General features: G+C 58.6%; 13 protein-coding genes and 1 riboswitch. Of the genes, 6 read left to right on the forward strand and 7 right to left on the reverse strand.

The genetic code is table 11. The annotated features are described in order from the left end of the window. Positions 1 to 129 precede the first annotated feature (129 nt). The 6 genes from ACR0JA_RS21210 to ACR0JA_RS21235 all read right to left on the reverse strand — a co-directional run bounded on the left by ACR0JA_RS21210 (position 130) and on the right by ACR0JA_RS21235 (position 5,762). A complete protein-coding gene (locus ACR0JA_RS21210; protein ID WP_480579401.1) occupies positions 130 to 1,560 on the reverse strand; it encodes a CAP domain-containing protein in 1,431 nt (476 codons plus the stop codon). 272 nt (positions 1,561 to 1,832) lie between these two features. Continuing rightward, on the reverse strand, positions 1,833 to 2,432 hold the full coding sequence (gene cobO, locus ACR0JA_RS21215) for a cob(I)yrinic acid a,c-diamide adenosyltransferase (protein WP_480579403.1): 600 nt from the start codon (positions 2,430 to 2,432) through the stop codon (positions 1,833 to 1,835). Between the two features lie 56 nt (positions 2,433 to 2,488). After that, positions 2,489 to 3,424 carry a DMT family transporter gene (locus ACR0JA_RS21220; protein WP_480579405.1) on the reverse strand — a complete coding sequence of 312 codons (936 nt, stop codon included), beginning with the start codon at positions 3,422 to 3,424 and terminating at the stop codon, positions 2,489 to 2,491. 54 nt (positions 3,425 to 3,478) lie between these two features. Further along, on the reverse strand, positions 3,479 to 4,141 hold the full coding sequence (locus tag ACR0JA_RS21225; protein WP_480579407.1) for an HD domain-containing protein: 663 nt from the start codon (positions 4,139 to 4,141) through the stop codon (positions 3,479 to 3,481). Beyond that, the gene (aroC, locus tag ACR0JA_RS21230; RefSeq protein ID WP_480579409.1) at positions 4,125 to 5,225 is read right to left on the reverse strand and encodes a chorismate synthase; all 1,101 of its coding nucleotides are present in this window, start codon (positions 5,223 to 5,225) and stop codon (positions 4,125 to 4,127) included. The genes ACR0JA_RS21225 and aroC overlap by 17 nt, the downstream gene beginning before the upstream one ends. A gap of 96 nt (positions 5,226 to 5,321) precedes the next feature. After that, positions 5,322 to 5,762 (reverse strand): 6,7-dimethyl-8-ribityllumazine synthase, encoded by a 441-nt coding sequence (locus ACR0JA_RS21235; protein WP_480579411.1) that lies wholly within the window; start codon positions 5,760 to 5,762, stop codon positions 5,322 to 5,324. Between the two features lie 127 nt (positions 5,763 to 5,889). Further along, a riboswitch (FMN riboswitch) is annotated at positions 5,890 to 6,090 on the reverse strand. Between the two features lie 54 nt (positions 6,091 to 6,144). On the opposite strand from ACR0JA_RS21235, the gene ACR0JA_RS21240 reads away from it, so the two are divergent. Beyond that, the gene (locus ACR0JA_RS21240; protein WP_480579413.1) at positions 6,145 to 6,774 is read left to right on the forward strand and encodes an FMN-binding negative transcriptional regulator; all 630 of its coding nucleotides are present in this window, start codon (positions 6,145 to 6,147) and stop codon (positions 6,772 to 6,774) included. A gap of 54 nt (positions 6,775 to 6,828) precedes the next feature. Next, positions 6,829 to 7,437 (forward strand): glutathione S-transferase, encoded by a 609-nt coding sequence (locus tag ACR0JA_RS21245; protein WP_480579415.1) that lies wholly within the window; start codon positions 6,829 to 6,831, stop codon positions 7,435 to 7,437. Between the two features lie 47 nt (positions 7,438 to 7,484). On the opposite strand, the gene ACR0JA_RS21250 is transcribed toward ACR0JA_RS21245, so the two are convergent. Next, positions 7,485 to 7,928: a c-type cytochrome gene (locus ACR0JA_RS21250; protein WP_480579417.1), complete on the reverse strand. Its 444-nt coding sequence runs from the start codon at positions 7,926 to 7,928 to the stop codon at positions 7,485 to 7,487. A gap of 485 nt (positions 7,929 to 8,413) precedes the next feature. Here ACR0JA_RS21250 and petA point away from each other — a divergent pair, with 485 nt between their 5' ends. The 4 genes from petA to ACR0JA_RS21270 all read left to right on the forward strand — a co-directional run bounded on the left by petA (position 8,414) and on the right by ACR0JA_RS21270 (position 11,730). Beyond that, entirely contained in the window at positions 8,414 to 8,998 is a 585-nt protein-coding gene (gene petA, locus ACR0JA_RS21255) for a ubiquinol-cytochrome c reductase iron-sulfur subunit (protein ID WP_480579419.1), read from the forward strand. Between the two features lie 12 nt (positions 8,999 to 9,010). Further along, positions 9,011 to 10,342, forward strand: a complete 1,332-nt coding sequence (petB, locus tag ACR0JA_RS21260; protein WP_480579421.1) for a cytochrome b — start codon at positions 9,011 to 9,013, stop codon at positions 10,340 to 10,342. A gap of 15 nt (positions 10,343 to 10,357) precedes the next feature. Beyond that, positions 10,358 to 11,143, forward strand: a complete 786-nt coding sequence (locus ACR0JA_RS21265; protein ID WP_480579423.1) for a cytochrome c1 — start codon at positions 10,358 to 10,360, stop codon at positions 11,141 to 11,143. Between the two features lie 125 nt (positions 11,144 to 11,268). Next, positions 11,269 to 11,730 carry a cupin domain-containing protein gene (locus ACR0JA_RS21270; protein WP_480579425.1) on the forward strand — a complete coding sequence of 154 codons (462 nt, stop codon included), beginning with the start codon at positions 11,269 to 11,271 and terminating at the stop codon, positions 11,728 to 11,730. Positions 11,731 to 11,745 lie beyond the last annotated feature (15 nt).

Here is an 11,745-nt window from a genome sequence, read left to right on the forward strand (position 1 = left end):
GCCGACTGCTCCTCGCTCCACAAGAACTACCCGTCGGCATCGTAACAACCTCAATCGGATCAATCTTCGTCTTCCTACTGCTCTTCAGAACGGCCAGAAAGCAGCGATAGCTGCTTTCTGATTTGAGGATCAAACGATAGCCAGGGCGTCGTCTTCGAGACGCGTGACAGTGAACACGACATCCTCATAGTCCTGATCGCCACCGCCGGTCAGGTCTTCAAATCCGATGATCATCGATTCGCCGCCTTCGACAATGCCCGACAGCGCGTGCTGCGCGTCGTCAACATTCAACGACGCCTTCTCTGCATGGAACGTGGTTTCGCGTGCGGCCCGGCCATTTACGGTCAGGATCAGATCAAAGTCATCGTCGACATCGGCAACTTCGCCATCGCTTGAGCGAAATTCCAGCACGTCACTGTCGGAAATCGAACGTGCCCAACTTGCTGCATTCTGAACGATAAAGAAGCCAAGACGCGCGCCATCGGCCACGTCATTGATCGTGACAGTCCCGGAGTCTCGGTTGGTGTTGTCATAGATCAGCCGGACATTGGTGATCTCTCCATTGTCCAGAATATCGTAGACACCCAGCACATTGTTGTAGCCGGCATGTCCAATGTCGTTCAACTCGATCCGAAAATCGGTCGCGCCGTCCCCGGCAAGGAATTCCTTGTTGACGATGCCGTTCACCTGGCTGCTGCTGACCCGGTTGCCATCCGAGAGGCTTGGAAGGTACTTGGCATAGCTGATGATGGTATTGCCATCGATGGTGATAGCGAAGATATCCCCACCCGAGCGCGCCTCGGTCAACGAAATCGTCACGTCCACATCTCCATCGCCATCCGTATCGATGGCGATCTCGGAATTGCTGTTGAAGCGGACGTTTGAACGGCCTGTTTCGACACCTTCCAGGATCAGCTTCTTGCCTTCGTCAAAATTGCTGACCGTGTCCCGGTTCAATTCGGCAGGCGAACCGCGCAGAACGCTGTTCGGACCGCTGAATTCAAAATGTTCGCGCGAAGATGTTGGCTCGGGGCCGCTGTCCTGATCGGGAGAATCAACGACGATCACCGGGTCAGAAGGGGCAGGTCCCGCATTGCCACCTGTGTCCAACTGAACGCCTGCCGAGGTGCGGGCAAAGTTCTGTGTGACCATGACTGCCGGATAGCCGTCAAAGGTACCGATCTCGATTCCGATGCCGATATAGTCAACATTTGGGTTCAGGATATTTTCTCGGTGGCCTTGGCTGTTCATCAGCCCCCTGTGCAGATCGACCACGTCATCGCTGAACCCCGGCACACCGCGTTGGCTTTGCCAAGCGATGTTTTCCGCCGTTCGCCAAGACCCCGACAAAACGAAGCCGGAATCGCGAATCCGGTCGGTCGCCGAACTATTGCCGATCCCGGTGTGCGAAAACCGATTGGTATCCAGCATCCATTCGCTGTGATCTTCCGCCGCCGCATTCAGCCGCAATTCCAACTGAACCGGATCCAGCCCGCGCGACGTGCGCTCGGCATTGATCAGGTCGAGCATCTCGCGCTCAAGGGAACTTGCCCGTGACATCCACTGTCCTCCAGAAGTTTTTTGGTATGGTTGGAGGCAATATTGTCAGGATTTGGGCGAAGGCTTCTCACAATTTCATGACCCGCCTCAAGTGGCGAGTTCCTGCCGGTTAATCGGACCGAACCGGCAACATTCCAGCAAAACCGGCCAAAAACAGGCGCGGCTAAGGCGTGACACACCACACGCCACGCATCTGTCTGCAACTACTGCAACTGATCACCGACTCATTTGCCGGGATCACCACGCCAGGCGCTGGAACGAATCCCCTCCGGTTAAAAATCCACACCACGCTGGGCTTTGATGCCGGCCTGGAAGGGGTGTTTTTCTTCGGTCATTTCGGTCACCAGGTCAGCATAGTCGCGCAAGGCCGGGGGTGCGTCGCGGCCTGTCAGGAACACGCTGGTCTTGTCCGAACGTGCGTTCAGGCCGTCGATCACCTGATCAACCGACAAGTATTCGTAGCGCAGCGCAATGTTGATCTCGTCCAGCACCACCAGATCGTAGTCGCCGCTGGACATCAGTGCGCGCGCCTTGTCGAAGGCCGCGTTTGCTGCGGCGATGTCACGCTCTCGGTCCTGCGTATCCCAGGTAAAACCTTCGCCCATCGTGTGCCAGGTCACGAGATCACGTTCCTCAAAAAAGCGCCGCTCGCCGGTTTTCCACTTGCCCTTGATGAACTGGACGACGGCGACCTTCTGACCCCATCCCAGCGCCCGGATGACAACCCCGAACGCCGCCGAGGATTTGCCCTTACCCTTGCCGGTATTGATCAGAACCAGACCGCGACCGGGATCGACGGCCTCGGAGACCTTTTTGCGGTGCTGGGCCTGCACCTTCTGCATCTTTTCCTTGTGATCCTGCGCGTCGCTCATCTGGGCACCTCTTTGATTGCCCGGCCCAACCTAGGCGAAGTTTTCGAAAGGTAAAGTCAGGCTTTGGGGTCCGTGACCGAACGTGCCTTGCCACGTTCGAGGCCCAGTTGGTGTTCGCGCCAGATGACGACCACATTGCCCGCGATGACCAGCGCAGCGCCCAGCAGGATCGCAAGCGTGGGCAACTCGTCAAACCAGACATAGCCGATGACGATGGCAAACAGCATGGTCGTGTAGTCATAGGGCGCCAGCATCGAGGCCTGCCCGAACCGATAGGACGACGTCACAAGAATCTGCGCGACGCCACCGATCAAGCCCATTGTGATCAGTATTAGAGCCTGATTCAGTGTTGGCATGGTCCAGCCCCAAAATGCTGTCAAGGCGGACAACAGCGTGGCCGTCATCGAGAAATAGAAAACGATCGCCGCAGGGTGATCGACCTTTACGAGTTGCCGAATGTGGATCTGCACAAAAGCGCGGGCGATGGTTGCACCCAATACGCAGGCGGCACCGATCGTGGCGGCAACCTCGATTTCGGTGCTGCCCAGCCGGGGCCAGATCATGATCAACACCCCCAGCAAGCCGATCGCGACCGCGCCAATTCGGATCATGCGGATACGCTCGCCCAGCATAACTGCGGCCAGAATCAGCGTGAATATCGGGGTGGCGTAGCCAATGGCGGTGACCTCGGGCAAAGGTAGAAGGCTTAGGCCGGTAAAGGTCAGGCCCATTGCCCCCGTCCCAAGGACCCCGCGCCAGAAATGCCCCATCGGTTTTTTGACGACAAAACCCTGCGCCAACTCCCCGCGTGAGAGAAGCCAGACGATGATGATTGGTATGGCAAACAGCGAGCGAAAGAAAACCAGTTCGCCAGGTGGGAAATCTTCGGACAGCGCCTTGACCAATGCCGACATCGAGGTGAACAGCATCAGCGCAGTCAATTTCAGACCCACGGCCAGCATAGGTCGATGCGATGTTAACGATCGTGCCATTGGCGGCGACCCTGCGCTTTTGGTTTCGAAAGATCAACGGCTGGATTGTACCAATCAGGACGATTTCCAGTGATCCGGCAGCGGCCAGCCAATCTCGTCGCCGAACGCCTCCAGAAACCTGATCATCCGGGTTGCGCGCTCTTGCGCAAGTTCCGCGCCTTTTGTGGTCAGCATGTCGCCTGGCAGGTTCAGCAGTTTGACTTTCCAATGGTCAATCGAAAACGCCAGATCGTCGAGTGGCCGATGTTCGGCAAACGGGTCCGTAGAATCGTACAAAGCCCGCCCCAGCGACCCCGCAACCGAGAATGTCCGGGCGATGCCCACGGCCCCAAGCGCGTCCAGGCGGTCGGCATCCCGCAATATCCGCGCCTCGGCAGTTTCGGGCGCGATCCCGGCCGAAAAGCTATGCGCGGCAATGGCATGTTGTGTCGCTTTGATTTCGGCCTGGGAATATCCCAGTTCATCCAGAATAGACTCTGATTCTACGGCCGAGCGTTGCGACGCAAGATGGCGGTTGGGGTCGTTCTTGGGTAGATTGACAAGATCATGCAGGTAACTGGCGGCCAGCAACACGCGCATATCCGAAGTCTCATCCGCAATCGACTGCGCGTTCATCCAAACCCGGTCGAGATGCGCCAGATCGTGCGCGGGATCCGTTTTCATCCGCTGGGCGACGATGGCCCGCAGATGTGCGCACAGATCAGCCGATCCGTCCACGGTTTTCTCCGATCTGACCGCGATGCAGCAGCAGGTGATCCAGGATCACGCAGGCCATCATGGCTTCGCCCACCGGTACGGCGCGGATGCCGACGCAGGGGTCGTGGCGGCCTTTGGTGATGATCTCGGTCTCTTCACCGGATTTTGTGATGGTCTTGCGTGTGGTCAGAATCGACGAGGTCGGTTTCACCGCGAACCGCACGACGACGTCCTGCCCGGTCGAAATGCCACCCAGAATGCCGCCCGCATGGTTCGAGCTGTATTGCGGACCATTTTGGCCCATGAAGATCTCATCCGCGTTGGCCTCGCCGGTCAATTCGGCTGCGGCCATGCCCTCGCCGATCTCGACACCTTTGACGGCGTTGATCGACATCATCGCGGCAGCCAGATCAGTGTCTAACTTGGCGTAAATCGGCGCACCCAGCCCTGCGGGAACTCCGCGAGCCACCACTTCGACCACCGCACCAACCGAATTGCCGGACTTGCGCAGGTCGTCCAGATAGGTTGCCCAGTCTTCGGCGGCTTGCGCATCGGGTGTCCAGAACGGGTTCTGTTCAATCTGAGACCAGTCGAAATTGGCCCGATCGATCTTGTGGGGTCCGATCTGCGTCATGTACCCGGTAATCTGCACATTCGGCGCGATCTGCTTGATCGCCTCACGCGCCAGCCCGCCCGCCGCCACGCGCGATGCGGTTTCGCGGGCCGAACTGCGACCACCGCCGCGATAGTCGCGAATGCCGTATTTCTGCCAATAGGTGATATCGGCGTGACCCGGGCGGAACTTGTCCATGATGTCGCCGTAGTCCTTGGACCGTTGATCGGTGTTCTCGATCATCAGCTGGACCGGGGTTCCGGTGGTCTGGCCTTCGAAGACACCAGACAGGATTTTCACCTGATCGGGTTCACGCCGTTGGGTGGTAAATTTGTTCTGCCCCGGTTTCCGCTTGTCCAGCCAATGCTGGATCATCGCCGCGTCAATCGTCACGCCCGGAGGGCACCCATCAACGGTCGCACCCAAAGCGGGCCCGTGGCTTTCACCCCAGGTGGTAACGCGGAAGAGGTGTCCAAAGCTGTTCATCGACATGGGGCATGCTCCTTTGAGCGTCGTGATTAGCGGGCAAGGCCCTTGGCCTCAAGCGGATTTGCGGTCGGGGCCAATGAGGCCCCGCCCCTTCTGTCATCACGCAGCAGAAGCCAAAAGCGCGCGGGTCTGGGAGATTTTTAACGCGGCCTGCGCGGCCTCGCGCCCTTTTTCCACGAAATGTTCGCGATAGATGGCGTTGTGATGATCCGTCTCCTGGTACTGATGCGGGGTCAGCGAGACCGACAGGACCGGAACGCCCGTATCCAGCCCGGCGCGCATCAGGCCATCAACTACGGCTTGGGCGACGAAATCGTGCCGGTAAATGCCACCATCCACCACGAAAGCGGCGCAGGCTATGGCAGCGTATCTGCCGGTTTGCGCCAAATCCCGCGCCAGCAGTGGCATCTCGAACGCGCCCGGGACATCGAACACGTCGATTTGGTCGGCGGGGATGAGTTGCTGAAACCCGTCAAGCGCGCGATCAACAATATCGGAATGCCAGTTGGCTTTTATGAAAGCATAGCGGGTGTGTGTCATCATGATCTCCTTTCAGTTTGGTGGCCTGCTGGCGGTCGCGAAAACCGGTTCCCACTTTTCGCTGCCAGCCCGGCATGACACGTCACCCAAGGCGATCACGAGCAGGCGCGCCGCTACGCGACACGCTGCACGTTCTCTTTCATCCGGACTATCACCGTCGGCTCTGGCCTCTCACCAGATCTGCTTGTCACCCAGTCGTGGTTCCACAATTTGTCCGAAAACCGGTTCCCACTTTTCGGATCGTGGACACTGCTGGGCCGCTCGCGGGCTTACGGGTTGATACCCGCATACCGCCGGTGGGGAATTTCGCCCCGCCCTGAGAACGCTGTGGACCTTGCATGGAACGGGCCGCTTCTGCAAGAGATTTGGCAGGAGGTTCCAAATGCACCCAAATCCCGCCTTTCGCGCCGAGGACCGCGCCCGGCATATCGAATTTGCCCGGGACCGGGCGTTTGGTGTGCTGGCGCTATCGACAGCAGACGCGCCGTTGCTGAGCCATGTTCCCTTTTTGCTGAGTGAAGACGGACAGATCGCTGAGCTGCATCTGGTTCGGTCGAACCCGATTCTGCGCGCATTGAAGCAACCGCAAACGGCCCGTATCGCGGTTTCGGGACCTGATGGCTATATCTCGCCGGACTGGTACGGGATCGAAGATCAGGTTCCGACATGGAACTATGTCGCAGTGCATCTGACAGGTACACTCGAACAATTGACACCTGACATGTTGCGCGGTCTGCTGGACCGTCAGTCGGCGTTCTACGAAGCGCGTTTGCTGCCGAAGCCTCCCTGGATGGCCGAGAAGATGTCGGACGAGGCATTGACGAAGATGATGCGCATGATCGTGCCGTGTCAGATGCGGATCGAAGATATTCAGGGCACTTGGAAACTGAGCCAGAACAAACCCGATGCCGTTCGACTGAGCGCGGCCGAACACGTGGCGGCCGATGGTTTTGGCGTTGAACTGGACATCTTGCAGGGATTGATGCGTACCGCCGGGCAAACTGACAATTGAAGGGTTCAGATTTGCGCCGCGACGTCTAAGGTGCCATCAGCAAGGAGACAGGACATGAAGCTCTATCACAGCCCGACCTCACCCTATGTGCGCAAAGTCATGGTGCTTTTGCATGAAACCGGGCAGTTGAATGATGTCGAAGTGCTACCCGCATCGGGCACGCCGATCTCTCCGGCAGGTGAATTGATCGGCAAGGCCCCGTTGACGAAAGTGCCCGCGTTGGAACGACCCGATGGCCCGACTTTGTTCGACAGCCGGGTGATTTGCGCCTTTCTGGACGCGCGCGCGCAGGCCGGGCTCTACCCTGATGGGTCTGCGCGCTGGGATGTTCTGACGCTTGAGGCGCTGGCAGATGGCATTCTGGATGCCGCCCTGCTGATGACCTACGAAGACCGATTGCGCCCCGAAGGCATGCGATGGGACGCTTGGCTCGATGCGCAGTGGGACAAGATCGACCGCGCCTGTGCCTCGCTGACCGAGCGCTGGATGGCGAATCTGTCCGGTTCGCTGGATATGGGGCAGATCGCTGTGGGTTGTGCACTTGGCTATCTGGACCTGCGCCACGACGCGCGGGGGTGGCGAAGCGGCAATGACGCACTGGCCGCTTGGTATGCCGAATTCAGCGAACGCCCCAGCATGGTCGAAACGCGCCCGCCCAGCTGACCTGCTTTGGCACATGAGGGCAGCGCACATGCGGTGCCCCCGCCCGATCAATCGCCAAATGTCGCAAGATAGGCGGCGATGTCGTCGGCCCCTTCCCTGAGTTTGACGCTCATATTCGGGCGGGCTGTGTCATCCTTAAGGTAGTCCTGGATGAAACCGATCGGGTCCAGAGAATAAGCGGCGATGTTTTTCTGGTTCCAGACCAGCCCCTGCTCTCCGGCGCGGATCATGTCATCTGTGAACATTCCCATCGGCAGGCGTTCACTGCCATAACGGTAGTCGTTCTCGGATCCGGCGACACGGCCCACGACGCCATAGAGATTCGGGCCGGTGATGCCGCCCTTTTCAAGAACCTCGCCATCTTTGATGATCGCGTGACAGGATGAACAGCGGTTATACAGGGCCTTGCCTTTGGCCGGATCGCCCGCAGCAAAGGCGTGAGGGGATAGGACAGTTACAAGCAGATAGGCCAAAAGGGTTGCTTTGAGCATGGGGTTTCTCCGTGTTGGAGTTCGCGCAATCCGCGATCTGAATCATTCCCGCGGCGAGTGCAACATGGAACGTGTCGCTCATGGCAGGAATGAAATATCTATTTAAAAATAATATTTTAAGAACTGCGCGCCCTTGCCAAGATCTGCGAAATCTCGACCTTCCCGTGTTGGCGGCATGGCTAAACATTGGCGTATGCCAATTGCTTTGCTCGGCACGGCGACCTGTCGCGCAGGTCCTTGGGTCCGCACGAATCACGAGGGCAGAGGAGGAGGCGAACACCCAAAAAACGCGGCACGGGGACCACGCCATCTTGAATTTTTAAGGCCGCGTTGTGACCTGAATACCCAGATGCGGCGTATTGCGCGCCTTTGACCGCTGGACGAACCGTATTCTCCCCGATAGATAGCGCGGTTAAGACATCGCATTCGTGCGGTGCGCGAGCTATATGCCCGTCCGCGGGCGCCAGACAATCGGAGAGAACCTCGTGTCCCACGCTGAAGACCACGAAGGCACCCGCAGAGACTTCCTGTACTACGTCGCTGGCGGCGCAGGTGTTGTTGCGACAGGTGCAGCAGTATGGCCCCTCGTCAACCAAATGAACCCCTCGGCGGATGTGCAGGCGCTGTCCTCGATTCGTGTGGACGTGAGCGGGGTCGAACCAGGCACGCAGTTGACCGTGAAATGGTTGGGCAAACCCGTCTTTATCCGTCACCGGACCGGTGCCGAGATCTCTGAAGCGCAGGAACAGGACGCCGAAGGTGTCGATGCGCTGCCCGATCCGCTGGCGCGAAACTTCAACCTGAACGCCGACGCTCCGGCCACCGACGCCAACCGCGTCATGCCGTCGCCCGAAGGCGAAGCGCCGGGCGCATGGATCGTTCAGATGGGTGTATGTACTCACCTGGGCTGCGTGCCTTTGGGGGATGCCGGCGACTTTGGCGGCTGGTTCTGCCCGTGCCACGGTTCTCACTACGACCTTGCTGGCCGTATCCGCAAAGGCCCCGCGCCTGAAAACCTGCCCGTCCCGCCCGCTGAGTGGGTGGACAACAGCACAATCCGACTCGGCTAAGGGAGACCCAGAATGTCAGGAATTCCCCACGACCACTATGAGCCCAAGACCGATGGCGAGAAGTGGCTGAACAGCCGTCTGCCGATCGTCGGCCTGATTTATGACACCATCATGATCCCCACCCCCAAAAACCTGAACTGGTGGTGGATTTGGGGCATCGTGCTGGCCTTCTGCCTTGCGTTGCAGATCGTCACCGGCATCGTTCTGGTGATGCACTACACCCCGCATGTTGATCTGGCCTTTGCCAGCGTCGAACACATCATGCGCAACGTGAATGGCGGCTATTTCATCCGCTACCTGCACATGAACGGCGCGTCGCTGTTCTTTGTTGCGGTCTACATTCACATGTTCCGCGGCCTGTTCTACGGTTCGTACAAGGCCCCGCGTGAAATCACGTGGATCATTGGCATGCTGATCTACCTGATGATGATGGGCACGGCGTTCATGGGCTATGTTCTGCCCTGGGGTCAGATGTCTTTCTGGGGTGCGACAGTGATCACCGGCCTGTTTGGCGCGATCCCGTTTGTGGGTGAGGCGATCCAGACCTGGCTGCTGGGCGGACCTGCGGTGGACAATGCCACGCTGAATCGCTTTTTCTCGCTGCACTACCTGCTGCCGTTCATCATTGCGGCGCTGGTGATCGTGCATATCTGGGCCTTCCACACCACCGGCAACAACAACCCCACGGGTGTCGAGGTTCGTCGCGGTTCGAAAGCCGAGGCCGAGAAAGACACTCTGCCCTTCTGGCCATACTTCGTGATCAAGGACCTGTTTGCGCTGGCCGTGATCCTGGTCGTATTCTGGGCCATCGTCGGCTTCATGCCGAACTATCTGGGCCACCCGGACAATTACATCGAAGCCAACCCGCTGGTTACACCTGCGCACATCGTGCCCGAATGGTACTTCCTGCCGTTCTACGCGATCCTGCGCGCCTTCACCGGCGAGGTTTGGGTCGTGCAGTTCGCCAGCTTCATCACCGGCGGCATCATCGACGCCAAGTTCTTTGGCGTGATTGCGATGTTCGGTGCGATCCTGGCGATGGCGCTGGCCCCGTGGCTGGACACCTCGACCGTGCGTTCGGGCAAGTACCGCCCGATGTTCAAATGGTGGTTCTACCTGCTGATCGTCGACTTCTTTGCCCTGATGTGGCTGGGTGCGATGCCGGCAGAAGAACCCTATGCGACGTTCTCGCTGATCGCGTCGGCTTACTGGTTCGCTTATTTCTTCGTGATCCTGCCGATCCTGGGTGTCATCGAGAAACCGCAGGTTCCGCCTGAAACCATCGAAGAAGACTTCAACGCGCATTATGGCAAGGCCAACGCCGACGCCACGCCCGCCGAGTAAGAGGGACAGAGATCCATGTTCAAGAAACTTGCAATCGGTGCCGCGTTTGCCTTGGCTTTTGCGCCCGCCTCGACCTTTGCGGCAGGCGGCGGTGAGCAGCACATCGAAGACTTCGACTTTTCCTTCGAGGGGCCGTTCGGCACCTATGACCAAAGCCAGCTGCAGCGCGGCCTTCAGGTTTACACCGAGGTTTGCGCCGCGTGTCACGGCCTGCGTTATGTGCCTCTGCGTGATCTCGAAGCGTTGGGCTATTCGGAAGAACAGGTCATCACCTATGCGGCCGACAATTTCGAAGTGTTCGATCCCGAGCTGGACGATTTCCGCCCTGCAATCCCGACCGACCACTTCCCCGTCAATGACGGTGTCGGCGCGCCAGACCTGAGCCTGATGGCCAAGGCACGCGCCGGGTTCCACGGCCCATACGGTCTGGGCATCAACCAGCTGGTCAAAGGCATGGGCGGCGCAGAGTACATTGCGTCCCTGCTCGACGGATACACCGGTGAGGAAAAGGAAGAGGCAGGCGCGGTTCTTTATGAGAACAAGGCTTTCCCCGGTGGCTGGATTTCCATGGCCCCGCCCCTTTCGGATGATCAGGTCGAATATGCCGACGGCCACGCCGCGACGGTCGAAGAAATGTCCAAGGACGTCTCTGCCTTCCTGATGTGGGCCGCCGAGCCTAAGATGATGGACCGCAAGAATGCAGGCTTTGTCGGCGTTCTGTTCCTGACCGTCCTGTCCGTGATCCTGTATCTGGTCAACAAGCGTCTGTGGGCGCCGGTCAAGGGCAAGAAGAGCGTCTGATCCAAATTCAGAACCGAATTCAGAGCCCCCGCACCATTTGGTTGCGGGGGTTTCTTTTTTCTCAGGGCTAGACACATGAAATCCAATCTCCAAATAGCGAAGAGAAACCGCTGAAGGAGTGGGCGATGGGTGACCGGATCGAAACCACGAACAAACAGGTTGTTATTCGTCACTGGGACGGCAGCAAAAAGTACATGATGGCCCCAAACGAATATGTTGGCGTCGTCGTCGGCAAAGAAGCAACCAACGGTGAATACGTGATCTCAGATGGTGTCATGGCCCCTGGCGGCGCGGTGCCCGACCACTATCACAAATGGGAAGACCAGACGTTCCACATCATCGAGGGCACAGTCGATGCCAAGATTGGGGATGAATGGATCACTGCCAGCGCAGGGGATACGATCCACTGTCCGCGAGGCGTTTCGCACTACATGAAGAACAACTGCACCCAGACCGTGCGAATGATCAGCTATATCTTCCCGGGCGACCGTGCCGAAGAATTCATGGCGGAAACGTCGCGGCAAAATGAAACAGGCGAACGGAATTTCGATTTGATCGAGCGCGAGTTCGGCGTTGTCTATCTATGATCGCCGCGCATTGAG

The organism is Ruegeria sp. AM4 (genome assembly GCF_056540665.1).